The sequence below is a fragment of the Streptomyces sp. NPDC039424 genome (assembly GCF_055639495.1).
The window spans coordinates 147,359-169,472 of sequence record NZ_JBVKAI010000012.1 but is presented as its reverse complement, the minus strand read 5'-3'; the positions used below and the strand labels follow the sequence as shown (position 1 = coordinate 169,472).

Below are 22,114 nucleotides of genomic sequence, written 5' to 3'. Positions count from 1 at the left end.
CCGCAATCACTTCGTGGAGGCTCACTCATGACTTCGTCCCGCAACCGCACCGCCACTCAGACCGCGAGTCGAATCGCCCGCGTTCTAGCCCTCACAAACCAGAGCGGCGGCGCCGGAAAGACAACATCTGCAGTGAACATCGGAGCCTGCGCAGCCGACCTCGGCTTCACCACGCTCGTGATCGACGCTGACGCACAATGCGATGCGTCTGCCGCGGTCGGCTACGACAACCCCGACGACATCCCCAACCAGGCCAACCTCTACGACGTCCTCACCGGGGCCGCGAAAATCGAGGACGCCGTCGTACAGGCAATGGCCGGCCCCTACGGTGAAGACGGAACCAAGCCCATCCCCAACCTCTTCGTCGTACTCGGCTCCAGCGCGCTCGAGGAGGCGGAACAGCTGCTCGCTCCGAAGACCGGCCGAGAGTTCTGGCTTAAGACCCAGCTCGAGCGGATCCGCGACACCTACGACCTGATCTTGATCGACTGCCCGGGCAACCTCGGTCTGATCGTCGTCAACGCGATCGTCGCAGCAGATGACGTCGTGGCATGCGTGAAGCCGGGCTGGAAGGAACTGCGCGCCCTGACACGCATGGAAGCGAAGATCGACGAGATCAGCGAAACATTCTCCGTCATGGGGGCGCGGGCCGCACTGGCAAACATCCTCATCGTCGACTGCCCAACCACGCGCAACCAGGGGGCCGTCTACGACGACAGCCAGCAGCAGGCCAAGGAAGCATACGAGGAGCTCGTTCTCCCCACGGTACGCAGGAGCCCGCGAATCCCCGAAGCGTACGCGGCCCAGAAGGTGCTGCGCTTCTATGACCCGGTGACGGAGAACCCGTCGAAGCTCAAGCCGGAGACCGCCTTGTCCGCCACCGACGACTACTACCTTGTCACTCAAGCACTGGGGTTCACGCGTAGGTGAACGTGATTGCGGGGCAATCACCTGCGTCTGCTGAACACCAATGGCCTTGTCGCTCTCACCAGGGAGAGACAGGGCCATCGGCCTGTCAACGAGAACTTCAGGATGCCTGGCAGCGCCGGTAACAAGACCGCAGGACGCCGATCCTGTCGAGAGTGCCAGAACCGCAGACAGGCTCGGTGCCTGCTCCTACGAGCAGTTGTCCCACACCAAGCGATGTAAAGACCTCCCCGTCAGGGACTCAGCAGCGCCCCACGGCTTTTGACGCCTCGACGTGATCGGGACCCAGTGCTTGGTCTCAGGAACGCTAGGCGAGTGAGACCGCTCGACTGGCACAAGAGCCGGACCGAAGAGGCGAGCCCTGAGCCCTCTCCATACGAGGTCGCTGCGGGCCCACTGGTCACCGCAGACGGTTAGTGACAGGAGGTCGGGCTGTGCGAGAACCCACCTCGGGACGGGGGAGTGGTCCTTCCATGGAGCCGGCCATGCTCCAGTTAGCGGACTAGCAGTTCTGCTGCAGCCGCGTAGGCGAGTCGCGCTTCGTCGGTGGAGCCGACTGGCTGCGCAGTGTGCCGCTCGATCTGTCTCAGAGCGCGAACGAGGGCTTCCAGGTAGGTGCCGAGGCTGACCATCTGCGTTGCAGTGTGGCAGTCGGGAAGGACCGCCTCAATCTGGTCGAGCCAGAAGTCAACGTCCTCATCATCACCAAACGCAGTTCGGCACTTCAGCAACCGTTGCGCTACAGGAACCAGAAGTGCGTGGCGACGAGAAGCCTCCTCCTGAGCACGAAGCTCGGCGGCGGCCCGGGCTTTGAGATGCCGCTCGGCTGCGAGGACAGCTTCCGGTGTCCGACGTACCGCTTGCTCAACGTGAGAGGCCGCGGAGAGCGTGGCTGCACGCATCCGCGTCGCTTTGTTGTAGGCCGCACTAGGCGTGTTGACGGCGAGAGCCGGCATCAAGTCCGCCCACTCAACTCCGGCTGCTCGCGCATCGGCGACAGCCTTGCCCTGGTGAATGTCTGCCTGTTCACGGAGGTATTGCCACAGCGTCACTCGTTGGATCGCGGCGGTGCGCTGCGCCTGCTGGTTCTTCAAAACGCTGGCGTGCGTCTCCAGGTAGAGGAGAGCCCGGTAGAGCTCCTCGTCCTCGGGCATCCGCTCAACATGCGGATCTTCGGCGTCTTCGTGAAGCTGGCGCAACTGGCCGATGGTCGCTGCGGTGTCGAGTTTGCCGATACGGGGAGGCGTTCTGAACAGCGGCTTTGTGGGTGAAGCGGACTTCCGGGCGCGACGTGGCATGGCAATGAGTGTCCCCCGGGTTGGCCCGATTCACATAATGTGAATCGGGCCACCGGACGAGGTTCCTAAAGTTCTGCCGCTACCTACGCAGCCTCTACCCGTCAGAAATCCGCATATCGTGCTCGACAACTTCTACCCGCACCTGACCGCGAAGAAGGACACCCGAGTCGGTGACTGGGCCGCGGCCAACAACGTCGAGTTCGCCTACACACCCATTCCTGCGCAGGTTCGGCCTGGAGCACCCGTTCCGGCTGATGAAGCAGCCTTGGGCTGGACCCGGCCAAAGCTCCGCACCCCCGAGGTCAGAGACCGCTGGTCGTGGCTCGTGATCGCCGCCCACAGCCAGCTCCGGCTCACCCGTGAGGCCGCAGCGGATCTTCGTCCCCCCTGGGAGAGGCCGACCGAGCCCGGCCGGCTCACCCCGGCCCTGGACGACCACTTGGCTCGAAGAACAAGCGGCCCTCCGCCCGCTACGACGTCGGGAAAACGACCAGACGACCCGAGAGCGTCATCGAGCGCGACAGCCTCAGAGGTTAATGAACAAGCTGAGAAGCTGTTCAAGAATCCGTGATCTGAAGGCGTTCGTCGCTCGTGTACGCGACAGCGGTCATGGGGCCAAGGCGAGAGTCAGTTTTTAGCGCTTTCGCTGGACCTGATGTCATCGGCGGCCACCCGTAGATCCCGCCAGTCCTCGACAGCCAGCCGGGCGAATCGGATCATCTGCGCGAGATCACCCTGCGAGCACGTCAAAATGTCCTCAACCACCTCGTTGCCCGGCGTGACATCGCCGTAGCAGTCATGCCACGCAAACTCGACCAGCTCCAGCAGGTCGAGTGCCGCAGGAGCCGCGTCCCTCCCGACAGCCCCCTCGACCCTCGCCGTGCGTTCCCCCCGACGAGCGGCCCTTCCCACTGCCACAAACCCCTCCACCTGGCAGACGCATTAACGACAGGACAAAGACTCGCACACAATCGCCTGTCAGGGCACCAGCACTCCCCCGACCGAGATCGTCACGGCAGGAGGCGTGGCAATAAGACCTCGTTCTTATGGCTGTACCGCGTGCTATTGAATGGCTCAGATGTGTGTCAGCGTCGTGTGAGAGGCTCCAGCCATGAGCTACGACCTGGCGGTGTGGGAAGGCGTTCGGCCGGCGGATGACAAGACCGCTGGCCAGGTCTTCAGTGACCTATACGACCGCTACATCAACAGCGAGGTCGAGGAACCTGCGACCGAACGCATCGCGGCCTACGTGACCGCCCTTCTTCAGCGATGGTGCGACATCACCGAGGACGAGGAGGACACCTCTCCCTGGTCGACCGGCCCGTTGATCGGCGAGGCCAGCGGTCCGCTCATCTACTTCCCGATGCGGTGGAGCATGGCCGAGGAGGCATCGGCCTACGCGGCAGCCCTGGCCGAATCGATGGGGCTGGTCTGTTTCGACGTGCAGCGAGACCGACTCAGGCCCTGAGCAGAGTGGCCAGTACGAGACGAAACAGTGCGCGCACTTCTCGTTGCAGGGCTCACAAACCTGAATGAGAGCCTTCCGGTGCCCATGGTCCACCGTGGTTCGGAAGTAGCAGGACGCGGCCCGTCCCTCGGTGATGATCGGTCGTGCGGCGGTCATACAGTCCTCCGCGGTTCTCCAGAAAAATGGTGTCGGGACCCGATGCAGGGCCGTCCGGGGAACGACAGCCCTGCGTCGGGCGTTGGACCCTGCTCCTCGCCTGACTCCGTACGCGCCTGGCGAGGAGCAGGAGCTACGAGGCGGCGGTCTCGGGCACTGTGGTCAGGTAGGCCAGGAACACACCGCGCAGGTAAGGGTGCTCCACGACGCGCCCGTACGTCTCGTTGTCGGTCGTGATGGCCGGCTGGGCGATAGCGAGGATGCCGTGGGCGTACCCCCGAGCCGCGTACCCTGCAGGCCTCTCCCAACCCGATCCGCTTCGCGAGGCGTGGCGGCTGCCCAACGTCGGCGAACGAGCTGCGCGTGACCTGCCAGCCCTGCTCTGCCGCAGTTCGACCGGCTCAGCGACCGCTCACATTGCTCCCACACCGAGTCCAGCCAGCCCGAGCACCGACGCCGCCAACCCGCCGCATTTATACGGTCAGAGCACTAGCAGCCGGTACTTTCCCTCTGGGTGCAGCTTGTTCAGCACAACCAGGAACGGAGCGAGGGAGGTTGGTAGTGGGGGGAGCTCGTGTACGTGGAGGTCGTCACGGCCGGGCTGGGGCATTAGGGGCGTTAACGTCTCGGCTGCGAGCCCCAGCGACAGCGACGCTCAGACATCTGGAGATGCGGGGGACGTATGACCTGCGGCATCCTGTGCACGATCGAGATCGGGTGAACCGCTGGTATCGGTCGTTGCTCGTGGTCCTTCTTGTCCTGCTGGACGGGCTGGTGAGTGTGTGAAAGCTGGACCGTGACGAAACCTCCTGGCGAGATGAGACCGTCAGTTATGCCGTGGGAAACCGTTCCCTGAGCGAGCTGTGGCACTTGGTACAGAACATCGACGCTGTCCACGGCCTGTACTACTTCTTCGCCCACGTATTGCTTGCTGTCTGGGACGACGGCGTTCTGACACTGCGTGTCCTGTCGGCACTCGGCACGCTGATCGCCGTTCTGGGGGTCTACGCCATCGGCAGCCGCCTGGGTGACCCGGCGACCGGGTTCTTGGCCGGGGTTGCCTTCCTGTGCGTCCCACAGGTGCAGTTCTACGCGCAAGAGGCCCGCTCGTACGCATTGGTGAGCGCAGCAGTGGTGTGGGCGACCTGGTTCTTCGTGTGCGCGCTGCAGGAGAACCGGCGACGCTGGTGGGCCGCGTACGGTGGGTTGCTCCTGCTGGCCGGGTGGCTTCACGTGTTCGCCTTGCTGGTCCTCCTTGCGCACGCCGTAACGCTCTGGAGCAGCGGACGCCTGCGCCGCCTCGGGCCGCGCTGGTTGTCCGTGGCAGCGCTCGTCGGCTGTGCCGTGGCTCCGCTCGCCGTCGTCAGTGCAGGTCAGGCATCAGCGCAGCTGGATTGGCTTGGCCGGCCGGGCCCGCAACAGTGGCTGGGGTTCGCTCTTCCTGCCGCAGCGACAGTCGCCTTGGGCGAGCCGGTTCGCCGACGCCGTAGTGACTCAGCTCGTGCAGTGACCCTTCACGCCGTGGGCATCCCGCTACTGATCGTCCCAGCCGGCTTCCTGCTCACCGTGTCCCTCGTGCACCCGTGGTACGTCGACCGCTACGTCCTTTATTGCATGTGCGGACTGGCGCTCCTCGTCGGCCAAGCACTACGGCACTGGCAGCTGATCCTCCGAGCCGACGCAGACCCAGCGCGCAGACGGCGCCGCCTGTATGCCACAGCAGCCACCGGCTTCGTCATCTTCTCGGCTCTGGGCCCCTCGTACTGGCATATGCGCCTCCCGGCCAGTCGCACAGACACCGTGGAAAGCTACTGGGGGCTCACCGCCACCTTTGCAGGCCACCCCGAACCGGTCCTGTTCCAGCCAGCCCGCCGCCGTGCATGGGTCCTGGCCCGGCCTGCCGTCTTCGGACCGCTCGACGACATTGCGCTGCAGCAGACGCCATCTGCCTCAGGCACGTTGTACGGAGTCGAGGCGTCCCCGGACGTGATCCGGCAGCGCATGCTCCGGCACCGCAAGATCAACGTCCTACGCGATCGCCCTGGCCAGCCCCAGGACAACACTCCAGCCGAGATCACCAAGCGGGAAGTCCTACGCCAGCACTATCAGCTTTGCTCGGTGACCCCACTTAACGGCGGCGAAGTCGCCATTTTCATCCGCCGCGACGCCGCCCCGAAGGACCCGCTGTGCGCGCCGGGCCGAGACATCTACAGCTGATCCTCTGTCCCACAAGGTCCAGAACAACTTCTCTGGGCGACGCTCACAACGGCATGTCCGGGCAGTTCGGTCGCCAACAGCGTCTGTCAACCTGTCTCAGGGCTTGAACACGTCCGGGTACTCCAGAGAGATCAACACACCGTGTCGCAGGCCAACGACGGTGCTGTCAGGCACCTTTGCGGCTGATCGCGAACGCATCAGCTCGCACGGTGACGTGCTGGTCTCCCCGAAGGTTCATGATGGCGACTCCTCCTCCAACCCAGTCGGCCGGCGTGCCGCGTCCGGGTTCACGCGTGGATCTCGGGGCGCTGGAGCCCCAGGTGTTTTGTCGGCTGCTGTAAACGGCGTGCGTGGACCGTCACATGCCCGCCGAAGTGGCGGCGGAGGCGGCTGTCAGGGCCGGCGCCGGTCGCCTGGGAGTGAAGGAGCTCCGCATGCTCCTGCTCCAGGTGCCGCCCCGCAGTACGGAGACAGCCGCACGGTCATGGCCGCCGCCGCCCGCCCCGGCCCCTCACGCGGATCGGCTGCATGCCCTCATCACCGACGCTGCAGCACAGGCCAGAAGCCACCTGCTCTCCGGCACTGCACTTGAGTGCGCGTGGGACGACGACGCCATCCGACTGGCCTCAACCATCCCACGCATCCAACTACCCGAAATCACCGATCGCCTCGGATTTGACATCGCCCAGCTTCGCGAACGACTCATCTCACAGATGCCATCAGACACATCTGCACTGTGAACGAGCGTTGCACCAACCCGCGGGGGCGGTGAATCACCCTTGATCACTGAGCGAGCTTTCGGCGGCCTCGCCCAAATCTCGCCCTCGGATGCGTTTCATGTGCCTGGCGAATACGTCGGGAGCATCCGGGTTCATACGCATCAACGCCACCATGCCGGTCACGATGACGTCGCATACTTCCGCCTCGACGTCATCCCAGGTATGGGAATGCCCCTTGCGAGGGTTCTGTCCCATCGCTCCGATCACGGCCTCTGCAACCTCGCCGGCCTCCTCCTGGATCTTGAGCAGCTGCAGGAGGATCCGCTGTTCTCGGGGGAGTATGGAATGCTGCTCCAGGCGGGTGGCAAGGCGGGCGATCGTCTTCCAGGTGTCGTTCACGTGCCGCTCGATTCTATGTTGGGCGTGAGTGCGGCGAGGGGACAGGTCAGCGGTCCTGGGCAAGAGCCACGAGTTCGGCGAAGAGGCCACCAGCGTTGACGAGGTCTACGTACCGGCCCTGCTCGATGATCCGGCCGTGCTCCATGACCACGATCCTGTCTGCGAGACGGGTGTTCTCCAGCTGGTGGGTGACCACGATGGTCATCCGCTCGGCCGCAATGCGCTTGATCTCCAGGAAGATCTGGTGCTCGCCTCGGGGATCCATCTGAGAGGTCGGCTCGTCCAGGATGAGCAGGGGCGTGCGCCGGTAGAGAGCGCGCCCGCAGGCCAGGCGCTGCCACTGGCCGCCGGACAGCTCCGCGCCGCCGAAGAGCTCGCGTGCAAGGAGCGTGTCGAGCTGGTGGGGCAGTTTCTCGATGGCCTCGCGCATGCCGACGGCGTCGACGGCATCCCATACGGGGCCGTCGTTAAAGGTTCGAGGCTGGCCGAGCGTGATGTTCTCCCGGGCGCGCAGGGGCCAGCAGGCGAAGTTCTGCGGGACCAGTGCGGTGCGTTTCCACACCGACTCGGGGTCGGCGTCGGCGAGGTCGATGCCGTCCCACAGGACGCGGCCCTTGTCCGCGAGCAGGATGCCGGTGATGAGCTTGGTGAGGGTGGACTTGCCCGAGCCGTTCTCGCCGACGACGGCCAGGATCTCGCCGCGGCGCAGGGTGAGAGAGACGCCGCCCACGGCGGGCTCGTCCTTGCCGGGGTACTGGTAGACGACCTCGTCGAGACGGATCTCGTCCACATGCTCCGGGAGGGTCAGGTCTCCGCGCTTGGGGGCCTGCTCGGCGGCGGCGTCGAGGAAGGACCGCATGTCGGCGAGGTAGAGGGACGTGTGGAACAGGGCGGCGCCGTGGATGACGACCTGCGATAGGGCGGCGAGTGCCGTCTGGACACCGACCACGGCGGTGGCGGCGACCGGTAGGCCGACCCGGCCAGTGGAGGCGAGCCAGGCGAGCGCCGCCCAGGTAAGCAGGAGAAACAAGCCGCCGACGGAGGACGTCACCAGGACGACACGGAGCATCCGCGGCGCCGCGGTCAGAGTGCGCTGATCGATGCGTTCGGACAGGGATCGGTACCAGTAGGTGAGGTAGCCCGTCATCCCGTTGGCGCGGACCTCGTCGCCGTGGCGGGAGTAGGTGGCCCACCAGCGCATCATGCCGCGGACGTTGCGGTCGCCGACGTTGGCGTAGTGCGTCTCGTAGTCGATGCGGGCGGACAGCACGGCCCCGGCGCCGGCGGGAAGCACGGCGAGGAGGAGCAGTGGGAGCATCAGCCAGTGGAGTGCGGTGATCACACCGGCTGCGGCGATCATGCGGATGAGGGCGGACATGAACCGCTGGGCGTCCTTGACCATCATGGTGGTGCGGGTGACGCCGACCTCGGCGGCTTCCTGCCGGTCGGCGAAGCCGTCCCTTCCGTAGGCGGCGGCTTCCACGCGGCAGACGGCGGAGACCAGGGCGACGTCGGCCTCGGTGACCAGGCGGGGGGTGATCCGGCCGTCGGCGTACGAGGCGAAAGCGCTGCTGATTCGGCCGACCGCCGCCGCGGCCGTAACGACCGCGAGGGCGGGGAGGGCGGCGTCAAGGCGTTCGGCCACCGTGCCGGCGCCGAGGAGGTGTGTCATGGCCTTCGCGGTGCATCCGAGGACGACGGCGGCCGCAGTTCCGGTAAGGATCTGGCAGGCGAGGAGCAGCACGACCCCGCGCGGGTCGACGGCCCACGCCATCCGTGTGGTGTCGCTGAGCACGGAGGGCAGACGGGCGCACATCTTGCGGAAGTCGGCTTCTTCCAGCGGATTCTTCCCGAACTTGCCCTCGTAGACGATGGTGGCCGGCGGTGGGGGAGGAGGCGTTTCGGAGCTTTCGGCAGAGGCGGCGGTCAGGGGCACCTGCATCCCTCCTTGGGGTTGGCGCCGTGCCTGGATGGTCCGGCGGTGCCTGGCTCAACGAGGTTTGGAGCGAATCGAACACGCTCGATTCCGGTCGCTGGTGAAGCCCGGGATCTGGGGGCGTCGAAGGTACGGTCCCGGTGCTGTAGGGCTTCCCGAAGGGCTGAGGTTGGCCGAAACGCCGATGCTTGGTGCAGGTGTGGCTGTGGGTTTTGCAGGGCGAGGACAAGGACTGTCCGAGTGGTCGGTCAGCCCGTTCCCCTCGGGAGTGGGGTAAGGGGTGCAGGTGCAGCCACGCACCTGCCGCCCTGCGCGGCAGTGTTGACGATGTGGTCGAACCGGAAGCCGCTCCTCGATGGTCTGGCCCAAGAGTGGCCGTCGGCGTCCGGGGGTAGCGTCGTAGCCAGCGACCCGGGTGAGAGTGAACCCACAGCCAAAACGCGGCAGTGGACGCATCCGTTGCGCCGACTGCCGCGCCAGGTGGAGGGGAGACGTGACCTGCTCCCCACGCGCGGGGATGGTCCCGCGGCGGCGAGCTGCGTCTCGTTGTAGGTGGGCTGCTTCCCGCGCACGCGGGGATGGTCCCGACATGCTTGAGGTCCTCCTCCGGGACATCAACTGTTCCCCCGCGCGCGGGGATGGTCCCGACAGCTCTGGCGCAGCCGCCCATCCACATGGCGGCGGCAGGCGACGGTGAGTGGAACATCGCCGTCGAAGGCGCGGACAAGGACGATGTGACCGCGTTCTCCGCGAAGGACACGCGCGGCCTGCTCGCCCGCCTGCAGCCTGCCCACAGCGCCGGGTAGACCGGGCCGCCTCAGAGACGTCCTCGGGCTCGCGTCCGCGATTCGCGGACGCGAGCCCGTTCCATGGGCCTCGCAGGCACGACGGTTGATCACCTTGACACAGAGCGTGAGCAGCTGGATGGCCCGAATCCTGACGACTGCCGGGTGGCGGCAGGCTCGGGCCGGACGCGCTGGCGCATGATCGGCTTCCTCTGATTGGAGATGGGTCCTCTTATGAGGGGCCATACTGAAGCTGTGACCGTGCACCATGCCGCCGCTTCCCGCTGGGCTCATGTGGCCGAGCGCCTCCCCGCACGCCTCGACGAGCTGTCTGGCCCGGCGACCGGGACGGTCGAGCTGCCTTTGCATCTGGCGTGGTCTGGGCTGAGACACTTCGAGGTGAGTGACGAGAAGCTGCTGCTGGGCCTGTACCGCATCGTGCTTACGAACGGCCTGCGTGAGGACCTCACCAGCTACCTCAACGCCGAACTGCTCGTGAGGCACTGGCCGCGGCTGCGGATCGCCTTGGGCAAGCCGGTCCGCACCTGCTGGGAGCAGCGTTTTCCCGAGCTGGTGGCGGCCGCCGCTGCGGCATGAGACTTCCAGACCTGCACCGGCGCCTGCTCAGTGATGCCCTGGACAGCGGTCATGCCTACCGGCTGGTGCTGGCCGGCGGCTATGCCATCCAGGCTCATGAGCTGGTCAGCCGCACCAGCCAGGACCTGGACCTGGCCACCGACGCTCCTGCGGGCATGAACGAGATCACCGGCGCCGTTGCTGCCGGCCTTGAGGACAAGGGCTGGGTGATCCGCATCGTCGAGGTCGCCCCGCGCATGGCCCGTCTGCTCGCCACCGACGCGGCAACCGGCGCGTCCTGCGAGCTGGACATCCTCAAAGAGATCTTCCACAGGCCTCCCGCGCAGACGGATGCCGGGCCCACGCTGTCCCGGGACGACGCTGTGGGGCTGAAGGTCCGTGCCCTGCACGACCGCGGCTTCCCCCGCGACGTCATCGACGTCTTCAGCGCCCGCGAGCTGTACACCATCGGGGAACTCGAGCGTCTGGGTGCGCAGCACGATGAGGAGTTCGACCTGGAGGAACTGCACGGCCGTCTCGAAGCGGTCGACTTCACCTCCGACCGCGAGTATACGCCGCGTATGACATGAGCCCTGTCCACATCGCCGAGCTGCGCGCCTGGGTCCGGCATTGGCTCGACGACCTCGGTCTGCGCCTTGCGGAGCCGTACGCCGAGGACGAGGACGGCGGCTGAACCTGCCGTTACTGAGTGCCGTGTAGACGCTGTTGGCGGGCGGTGACGAGGGCGCGCCAGCGGGTACGGACGGTGGGTTCATCGTCGAGCCAGCGTATGGCGGGCCCGGCGGGCTGGGGCAGGTCTCCCATGGCGGCTGCGATGTGGCGGTAGTAGGCGAAGTCGCCGTTCGCGGTCGCCTCGTGCAGACGGTCGAGGGTGGCCGCCAGGTCGTCCTGTGCGCCGCGTGCGGCGTGGTGGAAGGCGAGGGCGGTTTCCAGGAGCGGGGTGAGCCAGGCGAGTCCGGCGACGGTGATCTCGGTGCGCAGCACGGCGGCGCGGTCAGTGACGTCGCGGTCGGTGCCGGCGTCGCGTACGAGGCCGACGACGTGGGCGAGGAGGGTGGTGGCGCGCTGGTCGAGGTGGGCCAGGAGCTGGTGGGCGAGGGCGAGCTCGTCGTCGGCACGGGCCGGGTCGGCGAAGGCGGTGACCAGGGCAATGTGGGTCTGGGCGATGGCCCGCTCGCCCGGGGCGTCGTGCTGTTCGGCCTCGGTCCGTGCGGCTTCGAAGGCGGCGGCGGCGCGGTCGATGTCGCCGTGGGGCCACCGGATGTGGCCCAGGACGCGGTGGTGGCGGCCTTTCCAGCCCAGGGTGGGGACGGCGGCGAGGGCGGTGGGGAAGTCGCCGCGGATGCGGGCGAGGTTGGCCAGGCCGCGGCGGGCGCGCACGGCGAGCCGGCCGCCGGCGTCGGCGACCTGGCGCATGCCGTCCGCGGCGGCGTCGGTGCGGCCGAGGTCCTTGTGGGCTTTGGCCCGGTAGTACAGGGCGAGTTTGGCAAGTTCGCCGGACAGCAGGCCGGTGCCCAGGACGGCGGTGAGGCGCTCAGCGGTGCGTTCGCGGTGTTCGTGCTGGCGGCGGCCGATGGCGACGAGGAGTTCGGCCAGAGCGTCTGCGGGCGTGTCCGGACCCGTATCCGGGCCGGTGCCGGACGCGGAGACCAGAGCATGGGTGGGCGGGGCGAGGGGTTCCCACACGGAGTCGTCGGTGTAGGCGAAGGCGGCGTCGGTGAGCCAGCTGAGGTCATCCAGACGGTGGTCGCGGGCCAGGCGCAGGCCCTGGCGCAGGCACGCGACGAGGAGGGTCCGGCCGGGGACGTCGGCGCGGCCGTCCTGCCTCTGCTGGCCGAGGGCGGCGAGAGCGCGTTCGGCGGCCCGGTGCCAGTCGGCGGGGGTCCAGCGGTCCTCGGTGTGGTCGTCGGCGGTGCGCAGTGCGGTGCGGATGGCCCCGTGGAGGTGGTAGGGCCAGATCGCGTAGGGGTCTTCGGTGATCATGGGCCGTTCGATGAGCCTGCGGGCCGCCGCTTGGTGGGTGAGGCCTGCGGCGTGGGTGGCCAGGTCCAGGTCGAAGGCATCGAGCAGGCTGGCGCTGCGCAGGACGTGGCGCTCGTCGGCGGTGAGGTCGGAGAGGGTGCGGGCGATGAGCGCGGGGAAGGTGTGGTCGAAGTCGGCCGGGGTGGGGGTGCGGCCGGTGCGGCGGATCTCCAGGAAGCGGGCGACGGCCAGGTCGAGGTGGAGCGGCAGGCCGTGCGAACGCTGGGTGATGACGGCGCGGATGTCAGGGCTGATCAGCGGCTGGCCGTCCTGGGTGAGGCGGTGGGCGAGGTAGGTGTCGCAGTCCTGTTCGGAGAAGTCCCCGATCAGATGCTGCCGAGTGCCGCCCTGCCCGGCGGCGCATGCCGGCTGCCCCACTTGGGGGGTCAGGCCGGGCCAGGCGGCGGGGCCGGTGTAGTCGAGCTGGCCCTGGAGGGCGGTATCGGCCCACTGCAGACGGTTGCGGCCGCTGATGACGAAGAAGCAGTTCGGCATGAGCCACACGAGGCGTTGCAGGAGCCGCTCTGTGTCGCGGTGGCGGTCGCTGGTGTCCTCGAAGGTGTCCAGCAGGAGGACCGGCACGGCCGCCTTCTTCGCGGGCAGGCGGCTGATCTCCCACGCCAGCAGATGCGGGTAGAAGGAGAGTGCTTCCAGGTCGGGTTCGGCCTCGAGCAGCGCGGCGGTGCGGGCGCAGCCGGCGAGGGCCCGCGCCCGTTCGCGGCGCTCCCGCAGGGCCTGTACGAGCGCAGTGGTGACCTGCCCGGCCGCCGAGCCCACCAGGCCGGGCAGTTGCAGGGCGCCGATGGCCTCGCTGACCGCGGCCTGCAGCTGCCCGGGCAGCATCTGCCCGAACTTCCCCACCAGGCCGGTGCGCCGGACGTACTCCTCCAGCGGCTCACCGGGGTGCTGGGCATCCCAGTAGCGGCGCAGTGCGAGGTCGAAGCTGGGCAGGGGGCGGCCGACGGTGGCAGCCAGGGCCAGACGGATCGTCAGCACGACGCGCTCGAAGTCCGAACCGGTCGATGCCGAGCGGGCCAGGTCGATGCGGACGGGCAGGATCTTCTCACCCGCCCAGGCGGGGGCACCCCAATGCACGGGACGCTGGTCCGCTGTAGTGAGCGAGGCTTCGAGTTTGCGCAGCAGGGTCGACTTGCCGACGCCGCCCACCCCGTGAAACACGATCACGTTGTTGCGAGGGGCCTCGAGGTCCTCAACGTTGAAGGCCGGAGCGGCGATGTGCCGCAGGTGCTCCTCGATGGCGGTGGCGACGAGATCCCACTGGTCTTGGCGGTTGGTGAACGCCTCGTTGCTGCCCACGGGATCATTGGAGCTGAACAGCGCACGAAGGTCGGTCATGTGGTGTGTCCCCCCGAAGTGATCACCTGCGTTCCCAATTTATGCTGCGGGCGGTGGCCGGCGGCAGCCCCGGCGGGATATGCAGGCCGAGAGGAGCCGGTGATGGACTGGTTCCCGCCCACGCCGGACAATGATCTTTTCGCCGTCCGGTTCTCAACGCGCCTCGAGGTGGTTCTCCGTGCACGACCCTGCATCGTCCTCCCCGGAACCGCCACGCTCACCATCGTCGGGACCTGCTTGGGACCCGGACGGCGGCGACGTCGGGTACGAGATGGCGCACGAGATCGTGGGGAACGTCATCGCCTGGTACAGCCGGCAGCTCCTCCTCGCGCGGCGCTCTGGGGACGAGCAGCGCCTGGAGGAACTGAAGGCGCGGCGTCAGGACTGCGTGGAGGACCAGAGCCGGCTGAGGGAGGCCGGACCTGAGGAGATCGCGCGCATCGCCGCTGTCTATGCCGCACGCCTGAAGGAGCTGGAAGCCAGCGAGGCGCAGCCCGAGTCGTAGCTGCGGCGCCAACGTACCTGTCACGCCCGGGCAGCTGCCCGAACCACGAGGCTAGAGTCTGCCGTTATGACCGCAGTCCCGTTCCCTTTTGCTGCCGCCCCGGACGGGTGGCGAGTGGCGATCAAATGCCCCGACGACGGCGTGATTCTGGTGATGCCAATCGTCGGCTGGGCCACCCCCGTCGACGGCATGCGGCGAACCGATGCACAACTGGCCGTCGAGCCCGTCATCCTCTTCGACAACGTGGACGAGCCGCTGATCACCACTCTCGCCGACACGCTCAACGATTGGACCGACGGCGAAACACTGCACCAGATCATCGCGCCAGGCTTCGAAGTCCGCGAAGTGCCAGACGGCTGGTCAGTGCGCGAATACGGGGACTGACCACGCAAACGCCCGCCCCGGGGTGGGGCGGGCGCTGGACGACGGGCGGCGTCAGTCAAGTCCGCGACGGTGAGCTTCCTGACGGATCCACGCCGCTTGGCGGCCGACCCGCGCCGCCCGCTCACGTGCCTCGCCGACCAGATGATCCGGAATCGACCTTGGTTTGCCGTTCGGCTCAAGCAGCAGATCCGCTTTATGGGTCAGAGGCAGCATGTCCGCGCTGGCGTAGCAGTCCGGCCAGCCGATGTTGTGGCCTGACGGTGGGCATACCCGGTCGGCGTGAGTGGTGGCCAGTAGGTGGTGGGCGGGTTCGCCGCCGAGATCCGTCTCGTGCGGTTCTGGCAGAAGGCGAGCGATGAACTTCGCGGCGTTGACGCGGCCTGTGGGCACGAGTCCTCCTGGACTCTCCAGCGGTCGCACCTCGACCGCGCAGGCCCCGCGCCTACCGATCAAGCTACAGCACGCCGCTGACAGCCGCCGGCACCACTCGGCACGGTTCCGCAGCAGCTTACGTTCGAGGAACTCGTGGACCAATGTCGTGAGACGCCGTATCTAGGCGGGCATGGGGAGCGCGGCCACGGGGGCATGCGCGTCGAGCCGGTGCGGCTGCAGGGCCGGGGGCATTAACGGGTATGCCAGGCGTCCGATCGCGATGAGTTCGTCGCGGTACTGCGGCATCGCGGAACGCAGCCAGCGCTGGGCGGCACAGAACCGCGCGGCTTCCTCGGTGGTGTAGGGGCGGGACTGCTCCGCGACCAGGGCGAAGGCGGCGGCGGGGCGCCGTGCCCACCGTCCCTGGGTGTCTTGTTTGTTGCGGTAGAGGACGTGGGCGTCCCGACGCATCACCGTGACCGAGTCGACCACGGACAGCTGCTCGGCAGCCGTCACCACCTCGGGGAGGACGGCGAAGTGAGTGTCGTGCCCGGCGGCGGTGGTGAACCGTGCGGGTACGCCTCGCTGGCTCACCGTGGCGTAGCGGACGGCCGTGCCCTGCCGGGAATCGGCTGCGCGCACGGCCAGGACCAGCAGCTCCACCCGGTATCCGGCCTGCCGGTACAGGGACGCGCTGGTGATGAAGGCGGCGGCGTTTTCCGGGGTGATCTCGATGACCACGTCCCCGCGCCGCTCGCGCACGTACGCTTCGGCCTGAGCCTGCCAGGCCCGGTAGTCGGCGCGGATCCGCGCGGAGGCCGTGCGCGGTTCCTCACGCAAGAGCTGCAGGTAGTCCGGGTGGGAGAATTTGAAGTCGTCACCCGTGATGTGGGCGGGGCCGTCGCGCAGGGTGCGTCGGACCATCTGAGAGGCCCGGGTCTTGCCGGCGCCGGGCTGGCCCATCACGTACACCGCGACGGGTCTGTCCTGCGGTGTGACCCGTCCGAGCAGCGGAACGATCAACTCGTCGAAGATCCAGCGGTGTTCCTCTGCGGAGAGCCGGTGGTAGTCGACCCCGGGAGGCTCCCGGCGCGGCTGGGCGGTGCGTCGGACTGGCTCGGCCAGGGCAGCGGCGCGTTCGGCGTCGCGGCGGACCGCCAGCGTCCAGTCCTCCGGCAGTCGGGGATCGGTCAGGCGCCGGTCAGCGTCGGCGAGCTGACGGCGGAACCGGCCCGTCTCCCTGGCGTCCCACGGGCGCCTGCGCTCAGCGAGCACCGCGCGTGCCGCGCCCGCCGGGCGGCACCATTGCCCGGCTGTAAGTTCGTTGTCGTACACGGCCTCCAGCGCCGTCTCCGTGGAGCGTCGGACGACGAAGACCCGGTCCGCCAGGTGCGCGGCCTCCACCATGCTGAGAGTGTCCACCAGGGCGGCAGCGCACTGGTCGTGGTTGTCCCAGGAGACGTACCGGGCCCGGCCCTCCTCGGCGAGGCGCAGGTACCGGTCCAAAATGCCGAGCTGGCTGACCGCCTCGGGTACGGCCAGGGCCACCAGCTCGACGCGGTAGCCCGCCTGCCGGTACGCGGCCATCCCGGCCAGGAACTCTTGCGGGTGGGGCAAAGGCGCCTCCACCACCGCGTCATACCGGCCGGCTCGCACCCGAGCCTCCACTTCGGCCTGCCACCGGTAGGTCTCCGACCGCACCCGCACCCCAGCGGTCCGCACGTCCTCGCTGAGCAAGGCCGCGTAGTGGGGGTGGATGTTCTTGTAGGCGTCGCGGTCCACCCGCACCGCACCGCCTCGCCGCTCCAGCGCGGCGTGCACTAGGTCGACGACCAGCGTCTTGCCGCTGCCTGCCTGCCCGGCGACGAACACCACCACCGGGCGCACCGGTTCCGGCTGCGGCACTGCGCCGCCCAGGACGCTGGGCAGGACGGTTCCGGTCAGGACCTCCTCGGACCAATCACCGGCGGGCACTGCGACACCAGACGCCGCCGGGCCCGTGCCCGGCGGCTGTGCCAGCGGCGGCGCGGGATGGGGGCGGTGCGGCGCACTCACGTACTCCTCCACGAACGAACTGGTGACAAGCGGTGTAGGGGAGCCCTGGCTCCGGCCTAGGCCCGAGCCGTCGATGAGTCCTGCTGCAGCTGCTGGCGCAGCGCATCGAGGGTGCGGCCGTCCGCGGTCCGCCACAACACCCACCCGTTCGACGCCGTCCCGGTGACAGCTGAGGCCGCCTTCGACGGCGAGGTGTACGGCACCGCCTGACCTTCGACGATCAGCCGCCCGTCAGCGGTCACCGTCGCCACTGCCTCCCGGCCCGCCCGCCGCTGCTGGAAGGACAGCGTTTCCCCGGCCTGCAGCAGCCCCTTCAACAGCAGCTCAGCCAGCGGTCCCTGCGGGGCCACGGCACGTCCGGGACCGGAGGCAGGACCCTCTGGGGCCCCGTGGGGCGCGAGGTCGAGAGACAGGGTGATGTGAACGGTCTCTTCCGGCCCCGCGGCGGCCAAGCTGGCGATCAGGGACGAGTCGAAGTGCAGGCTCACGGTGGGCAACGCGGGTCTCCTTCTGAACGATGCGACACGATCACTAACCACTCTACTGCACAGAGCTCAGCAGGACTCCTTTTTAGAGTGGTGAGGAGAAGGTGGGCGAGTGCCTCGAGCGTGTCGGCGAGGGCCTCCTCCTGCTTCTCCGTCGCGCTCTGCAATGCCTTCCCCCTGGGGAACATCGCGAGGAAGAAGACAACGAGCCTCAACTCGTAGGCGTAGCCGAAGCCGACAGCGGCCGGTACGGTCGGCTGGCTTTGTGTGGTGATCGCAGGCCGAGGCGTGGGAAGTGTTCGAGCGAGTCGTCGATGCAGAGGGTGGGGGTAGCTCCGTGGGAAACACCGAGCAGGAGTTAGGCCAGCAGTTCGCCCAGCTCCAGCAGAACGTCGGCAAGCACCGGGCCGAAGTGCTGAAGCGCTCCGCTGACGACGACCAGTTCGCGGTGGAGTACGCCCACCTGGTCGACGCGGCCGACAAGCTCATCGAGTTCGAGAAGACGATCCCCGAGCGGCTGGCGGAGCCCGATCGCAGGCGCAGTGAGCGCATCGTGGCATGGTCCTGGCGTGGGCAGGCGGTCGTCGGCGCGGTGCTGATCGCGTTCGTCTTCGTCCTCGACCGCTCGGGGTGGTGGCTGATTCTGCTGGTCCCGCACTTTGCGGGCACGGTGGCTGGCTGCTTCCAGAAGGTCGACGCCGAGCAGCATCGCGACCGACGTGCCGCGTCCCTCGCCCTGCACGTGGTCGCGCTCCTGGTGGCCCTCATCAGCCTGAGCGTGCTTAGCCGGTGGTTCCTCTTCGCCGTCGCCGTGGGCTGGATGTTCGTCGCCGGTGCCTCGATGGACAGCACGGACGCGGGCAAGAAGGGGGTGCGGCAGTGAGCGACGACTACGGCTACCAGGTCCGTCGCCTGGAGACGCGGACCGGTTCGGTGGAGAGCGAGCTTTACTCGCTGCGCTCCAAGCTGGGCGACGTTGAGGACCTCGACTACGAGCTGCGCGACATCCGCAGCGACATCAGCAGTGTCCAGGACGACCTCAGCACCGTCCGCAGTGAGCTCAACGAGCTGGACGACGACGTGCGCGGCCAGGTCCAGGACACCGAGCAGTCCCTCAAGCGGCTGATCGGCCGCGTCCAGACGCTCGAAGCCCATCTTCTCGCCGCGAACGGCGCCCCGCATGCCGACCTCGATACCATCGACCCCGAGTGGAAGAAGCTGGCCAGGGCTGCCGATCACGGCTGGCATGTGCGCTCCGGCCTGCTCAGCAGGCACCAGCGCGAGGCCCACCGCCTCAAGGTCCGCGAGTACAACGGTGCTCTGGATCAGCGCGACGAGCACCGGGAGAAGGTGGTGGAAGCCGCCGGGATCCTGGCCAGCACACCGCGCACCTCACGCGAGTTCAAGCAGGCCGTCATGGACTTCGGCATGGCCCGCAATGTGGCGGAGAGCAACGAACAGCGGGCCCAGCGCCTGGCCGGCCCGGCCCAGGCCGCCGAGGCCGCCCTCGCTCAAGACGATGTGCTGCGGCAGGCGAAGTCGACGCTGATCGAGCAGGGCGAGAGGGCGGAGAAGAAGCTCAGCTGGCTGCTGCGCGGCCGTCTGGCCGACGCGATCCGCAAACGCGCCCTGATGCCCGTGTGGTTCGTGACCGTGCTCGGTGCCGTGCCGCCGGCGAACAAGACGCAGGAGTGGATGGACCTCGCCACTCAGGTCCTGGCCTACCGGGTCACCTACGGGATCACGGATCAGGTCGTCGCTCTGGGACCGGAGCCCGAGGAGTACGGGTCGCGCCGCACCCAGTGGTACCGCGAACTCGCCAAGGACCTGCGCCGGTGGTAGCCGGCTCTGCTGGTCCGTTCCGGGCTGTGCCCTTCCAGGCCGAAGACACCGAACCAAAGTGACCACCGTTCAGGCGCGCCAGGACGCTTCGAAGACCCGCGTGGGGACCGTGCCGCCAAGCCTGGCTTTGCGGTCAAGTAGGACGTCTGTCATGTCCCGCTGATAGAGCATGGCCGGGTGGCTGTGGGGGATCTCTACCGCGTGCCGAGTACGGTTCACTCGCTCGGCGAGGAGTGATCGAGCGTATGTTCGTGGCGACATGGCGGCGGGCCAGCGGTCGTTGTCGGCGTGGCGGGTGGAACTGATGGAGCCGTCGGGCTAGTTTTCTCGCGCCTGGCCTCGGACGCGGCCAGTTCTGGATGCTCGACCCGACCACGCGGCATCGTCAGAGAACCAACGTCTTGAGCCCATTGCCGGATCCCGCAGTTGTTTGTGGAGAGCCTTCGTTGCCCAGGTCGGGGGGCTTCTCGGAGGAACACGCATGTACTGCATGGATCAACTCAGCAACGCCGCCTGCGAGCTCACCGGTGAGTCCTTGGAGGACGTTCGACGCCGTCTGAGCAGACTCGACCGCTTCGATCAGCTCGTTCCGTCGCCTTCAGGGGAGCAGGCCCTTCTGGAGGCGGTACTGGTCTCCGCTCTCGGCAACGTGGATGGTCAGACACGGCCGTTCGGCGTCAGGGAAGCCAAGTCCACGGAGGATGGGCTGGTTCTGCGCCTAGAGCGGCCTGCGGACGTGCAGTCCCTGTTCGGACTGCTGCCGTGCCGTACGAAGAAGGGCCCGTGGCGTGGCGTACGTGGACTGACCGCGCAGATGGACGGTGCGCGTCTGCGCTTCGGTCTTCGACCTTGGGCATTCGAGGCGTCCTACCGCTCACCCGCACCGGCGGTGTGGGTGAGCGGACCGCACAGGGAAGATCTTTCTGCGATGCTGGGCGCCCACACCGATCAGGTCACGGCATCCGGTCACGTCGTGCAGTGGGATCCGCTGCATGATGAGCAAGGCCCTGGACGCCGAGAGCCAGTGGACCGCAGTCCGCTGCGTCGGCTCATCGTTTCTTGCACAATGGGCAGCGCCCTGCTGCGACGCCCACGCCTGTGGGACAGCCTCACCGGGTACGCGGGTGTACGGCTGAGCACCGAGATGGCCGACCACGGGCTCGACTGGTTGATCGAACGCCAGGTGACAGGTGGCGGATTCGACGAGGAACGGCTGATCGAGGTACTCGAGGACCACATCGTGGGGTGCGGGCTACGCCTGCTGGACCACACATGCGGGCCCGATGACTGCACAGTGAGGATGGCACCCCGCTGGTCTTTCTGTCGCGGCGTGCTCACGATTCGCAGCAGTCGTGTACCGGCGGCCCCGGCCAGCCCGATCCCTGGTCCACGGTCGTTGACGGTCGTGGGTGATGGCCGCAATGTCAGCCGGCCCCGGCGTGGAGAGCACGGCACGGAGGCAGACGGTCTGAAGCGTTCGCGCGTCGTCCAGCTTGTCGATGCGCCGTCCGGCGGCTTGGGGCGGGACCACTTGGCCAGAGTGGCCGAGCGCATCGCCGCCGCCTGGGCTGCCCGTGGCCTACGCACAGGGCTCCTTCTCGTGGAAGGAAGCAGCATGGGTCTCCATCGCGGCGATCCGGGCCGTCCAGAGTGGGTAACGGCCTCAATGCCGAAGGCCGTCAGCAGATGGACACGGCTGCGGCTCGCTCCCCCACCTGGCCAGCTGTGGTCGATGATGGTTCCCAATACCAGCGACGCGATCGGCGCCGCGCTTGAGCACGGTCGCACCTTCGACCAGGTGTTCCTGATCGGCAAGTACGACGGCTGGATGCAGGAGGTGGCGTCCCCGAAGTGGGCCGCCGACCTACGGATTCTCGTGCATCACGCCCGGCCCTTCCAGCGCCACATCCCATTCCCCGGCAAGACCACGGGCACAACCACACATGCCAACGATGGTGTGGTGCTCACACCGACCGAGTCAGCCGTCCTGTGGCGGTCGGAGCATCTAGGCCGGTCGGTATGCACCCACCCTCTGAACGGGCTACTGCTTCTCACCGAGTCCGGCGAAGCTGCCGCACCGGACGAATTCGACTTGGCCGTCGAAGAGCAACTGGCGCGCTACGGAACGCCCGTACTCGGCCGTTTTCCCGACCATGGTCTGATTATTCGCGGCCGAGGGCACAGTGACCATCCCCCCACCGTCCTGGACCCGCAAGCCGAACCGCTCGACCATGCGCACATGGCGGGCGCAGCCGATGCCCTTCATCGACGTCTTTGGGGGGACCTGCCCTCCACAACTGCACAACGCAGAGCATCCCGACAGTGACCCCGGACATGCCGAGCTTGACCTCGTAGTGCGGCAGATGGTGGGCACAGCGGCGGCCAGGAGGCTAGAGCGGCGAGTACAGCAGTGCACACCTGGCGTGGCTTGCCAACCTGAAGGACATCGCCGGAGAAGTAAGGCGCTCCGGCCTACTCGGGCAGAGGCCAGGATGCTTCCTGCCCGTTCAGGGCCGGCCGGGGTGAATGTCACGTCCATAACGACGCTGGGGCCGTCGGTCGACCGCAGACAGCTCTTCCCTGGACGGAAC

At 67.7% G+C, this 22,114-nt stretch carries 19 protein-coding genes and 2 pseudogenes; 13 read left to right on the top strand and 8 right to left on the bottom strand.

The window, feature by feature from the left end:
- The first annotated feature begins 27 nt into the window (after positions 1-27).
- The gene (locus ACZ7L0_RS27535) at positions 28-930 is read left to right on the top strand and encodes a ParA family protein (RefSeq protein WP_471245248.1); all 903 of its coding nucleotides are present in this window, start codon (positions 28-30) and stop codon (positions 928-930) included.
- Between the two features lie 491 nt (positions 931-1,421).
- Here ACZ7L0_RS27535 and ACZ7L0_RS27530 read toward each other — a convergent pair whose 3' ends face one another.
- Positions 1,422-2,225, bottom strand: a complete 804-nt coding sequence (locus ACZ7L0_RS27530; RefSeq protein WP_471245247.1) for a hypothetical protein — start codon at positions 2,223-2,225, stop codon at positions 1,422-1,424.
- Between the two features lie 53 nt (positions 2,226-2,278).
- On the opposite strand from ACZ7L0_RS27530, the pseudogene ACZ7L0_RS27525 reads away from it, so the two are divergent.
- Positions 2,279-2,439: pseudogene (locus ACZ7L0_RS27525) on the top strand (IS630 family transposase); the annotation flags it as partial.
- A gap of 1 nt (position 2,440) precedes the next feature.
- A pseudogene (locus ACZ7L0_RS27520) lies at positions 2,441-2,762 on the top strand (NF041680 family putative transposase); the annotation flags it as partial.
- 90 nt (positions 2,763-2,852) lie between these two features.
- Here ACZ7L0_RS27520 and ACZ7L0_RS27515 read toward each other — a convergent pair.
- A complete protein-coding gene (locus ACZ7L0_RS27515) occupies positions 2,853-3,143 on the bottom strand; it encodes a hypothetical protein (RefSeq protein WP_471245246.1) in 291 nt (96 codons plus the stop codon).
- A gap of 193 nt (positions 3,144-3,336) precedes the next feature.
- Here ACZ7L0_RS27515 and ACZ7L0_RS27510 point away from each other — a divergent pair, with 193 nt between their 5' ends.
- Positions 3,337-3,693: a hypothetical protein gene (locus tag ACZ7L0_RS27510; protein ID WP_471245245.1), complete on the top strand. Its 357-nt coding sequence runs from the start codon at positions 3,337-3,339 to the stop codon at positions 3,691-3,693.
- Positions 3,694-4,686: 993 nt separating this feature from the next.
- On the top strand, positions 4,687-6,066 hold the full coding sequence (locus ACZ7L0_RS27505; protein WP_471245244.1) for a glycosyltransferase family 39 protein: 1,380 nt from the start codon (positions 4,687-4,689) through the stop codon (positions 6,064-6,066).
- 773 nt (positions 6,067-6,839) lie between these two features.
- Here ACZ7L0_RS27505 and ACZ7L0_RS27500 read toward each other — a convergent pair.
- Both ACZ7L0_RS27500 and ACZ7L0_RS27495 read right to left on the bottom strand, forming a co-directional pair.
- A complete protein-coding gene (locus tag ACZ7L0_RS27500) occupies positions 6,840-7,184 on the bottom strand; it encodes a MazG-like family protein (protein WP_471245243.1) in 345 nt (114 codons plus the stop codon).
- A gap of 46 nt (positions 7,185-7,230) precedes the next feature.
- Positions 7,231-9,114 (bottom strand): ATP-binding cassette domain-containing protein, encoded by a 1,884-nt coding sequence (locus ACZ7L0_RS27495; protein ID WP_471245337.1) that lies wholly within the window; start codon positions 9,112-9,114, stop codon positions 7,231-7,233.
- A 644-nt stretch (positions 9,115-9,758) separates the two neighbouring features.
- On the opposite strand from ACZ7L0_RS27495, the gene ACZ7L0_RS27490 reads away from it, so the two are divergent.
- From ACZ7L0_RS27490 to ACZ7L0_RS27480, 3 genes are all read left to right on the top strand, one after another.
- Positions 9,759-9,926 (top strand): hypothetical protein, encoded by a 168-nt coding sequence (locus tag ACZ7L0_RS27490; protein WP_471245242.1) that lies wholly within the window; start codon positions 9,759-9,761, stop codon positions 9,924-9,926.
- A gap of 234 nt (positions 9,927-10,160) precedes the next feature.
- Positions 10,161-10,502 (top strand): hypothetical protein, encoded by a 342-nt coding sequence (locus tag ACZ7L0_RS27485; protein ID WP_471245241.1) that lies wholly within the window; start codon positions 10,161-10,163, stop codon positions 10,500-10,502.
- Positions 10,499-11,071 carry a nucleotidyl transferase AbiEii/AbiGii toxin family protein gene (locus tag ACZ7L0_RS27480; protein ID WP_471245240.1) on the top strand — a complete coding sequence of 191 codons (573 nt, stop codon included), beginning with the start codon at positions 10,499-10,501 and terminating at the stop codon, positions 11,069-11,071. The genes ACZ7L0_RS27485 and ACZ7L0_RS27480 overlap by 4 nt, the downstream gene beginning before the upstream one ends.
- 112 nt (positions 11,072-11,183) lie before the next feature.
- Here the strand turns inward: ACZ7L0_RS27480 and ACZ7L0_RS27475 are convergent, their stop codons facing one another.
- Positions 11,184-13,880, bottom strand: a complete 2,697-nt coding sequence (locus tag ACZ7L0_RS27475; RefSeq protein ID WP_471245239.1) for an ATP/GTP-binding protein — start codon at positions 13,878-13,880, stop codon at positions 11,184-11,186.
- 271 nt (positions 13,881-14,151) lie between these two features.
- Here ACZ7L0_RS27475 and ACZ7L0_RS27470 point away from each other — a divergent pair, with 271 nt between their 5' ends.
- A complete protein-coding gene (locus ACZ7L0_RS27470; RefSeq protein ID WP_471245238.1) occupies positions 14,152-14,385 on the top strand; it encodes a hypothetical protein in 234 nt (77 codons plus the stop codon).
- Between the two features lie 66 nt (positions 14,386-14,451).
- On the top strand, positions 14,452-14,769 hold the full coding sequence (locus ACZ7L0_RS27465) for a hypothetical protein (RefSeq protein ID WP_390849012.1): 318 nt from the start codon (positions 14,452-14,454) through the stop codon (positions 14,767-14,769).
- Between the two features lie 51 nt (positions 14,770-14,820).
- Here the strand turns inward: ACZ7L0_RS27465 and ACZ7L0_RS27460 are convergent, their stop codons facing one another.
- The 3 genes from ACZ7L0_RS27460 to ACZ7L0_RS27450 form a co-directional block, all read right to left on the bottom strand.
- Complete coding sequence (locus ACZ7L0_RS27460) at positions 14,821-15,159, bottom strand: hypothetical protein (RefSeq protein ID WP_471245237.1); 339 nt, start codon at positions 15,157-15,159, stop codon at positions 14,821-14,823.
- 162 nt (positions 15,160-15,321) lie between these two features.
- Entirely contained in the window at positions 15,322-17,115 is a 1,794-nt protein-coding gene (locus tag ACZ7L0_RS27455) for a zeta toxin family protein (RefSeq protein WP_471245236.1), read from the bottom strand.
- A 137-nt stretch (positions 17,116-17,252) separates the two neighbouring features.
- Complete coding sequence (locus ACZ7L0_RS27450) at positions 17,253-17,684, bottom strand: DUF4357 domain-containing protein (RefSeq protein ID WP_471245336.1); 432 nt, start codon at positions 17,682-17,684, stop codon at positions 17,253-17,255.
- Between the two features lie 334 nt (positions 17,685-18,018).
- Here ACZ7L0_RS27450 and ACZ7L0_RS27445 point away from each other — a divergent pair, with 334 nt between their 5' ends.
- From ACZ7L0_RS27445 to ACZ7L0_RS27435, 3 genes are all read left to right on the top strand, one after another.
- Entirely contained in the window at positions 18,019-18,564 is a 546-nt protein-coding gene (locus ACZ7L0_RS27445; RefSeq protein WP_471245235.1) for a hypothetical protein, read from the top strand.
- Positions 18,561-19,523 carry a hypothetical protein gene (locus tag ACZ7L0_RS27440; RefSeq protein ID WP_471245234.1) on the top strand — a complete coding sequence of 321 codons (963 nt, stop codon included), beginning with the start codon at positions 18,561-18,563 and terminating at the stop codon, positions 19,521-19,523. The genes ACZ7L0_RS27445 and ACZ7L0_RS27440 overlap by 4 nt, the downstream gene beginning before the upstream one ends.
- A gap of 490 nt (positions 19,524-20,013) precedes the next feature.
- Positions 20,014-21,849 (top strand): hypothetical protein, encoded by a 1,836-nt coding sequence (locus tag ACZ7L0_RS27435; protein WP_471245233.1) that lies wholly within the window; start codon positions 20,014-20,016, stop codon positions 21,847-21,849.
- Positions 21,850-22,114 lie beyond the last annotated feature (265 nt).

What these genes read in the sequence shown, in the direction of transcription:
- ACZ7L0_RS27435 (WP_471245233.1), top strand. Translation starts at nt 20,014, where the DNA reads ATGGATCAACTCAGCAACGCCGCCTGCGAGCTCACCGGTGAGTCCTTG.
- ACZ7L0_RS27530 (WP_471245247.1), bottom strand. Translation starts at nt 2,225, where the DNA reads ATGCCACGTCGCGCCCGGAAGTCCGCTTCACCCACAAAGCCGCTGTTC.
- ACZ7L0_RS27480 (WP_471245240.1), top strand. Translation starts at nt 10,499, where the DNA reads ATGAGACTTCCAGACCTGCACCGGCGCCTGCTCAGTGATGCCCTGGAC.
- ACZ7L0_RS27475 (WP_471245239.1), bottom strand. Translation starts at nt 13,880, where the DNA reads ATGACCGACCTTCGTGCGCTGTTCAGCTCCAATGATCCCGTGGGCAGC.
- ACZ7L0_RS27535 (WP_471245248.1), top strand. Translation starts at nt 28, where the DNA reads ATGACTTCGTCCCGCAACCGCACCGCCACTCAGACCGCGAGTCGAATC.
- ACZ7L0_RS27470 (WP_471245238.1), top strand. Translation starts at nt 14,152, where the DNA reads ATGGCGCACGAGATCGTGGGGAACGTCATCGCCTGGTACAGCCGGCAG.
- ACZ7L0_RS27510 (WP_471245245.1), top strand. Translation starts at nt 3,337, where the DNA reads ATGAGCTACGACCTGGCGGTGTGGGAAGGCGTTCGGCCGGCGGATGAC.
- ACZ7L0_RS27490 (WP_471245242.1), top strand. Translation starts at nt 9,759, where the DNA reads ATGGTCCCGACAGCTCTGGCGCAGCCGCCCATCCACATGGCGGCGGCA.
- ACZ7L0_RS27465 (WP_390849012.1), top strand. Translation starts at nt 14,452, where the DNA reads ATGACCGCAGTCCCGTTCCCTTTTGCTGCCGCCCCGGACGGGTGGCGA.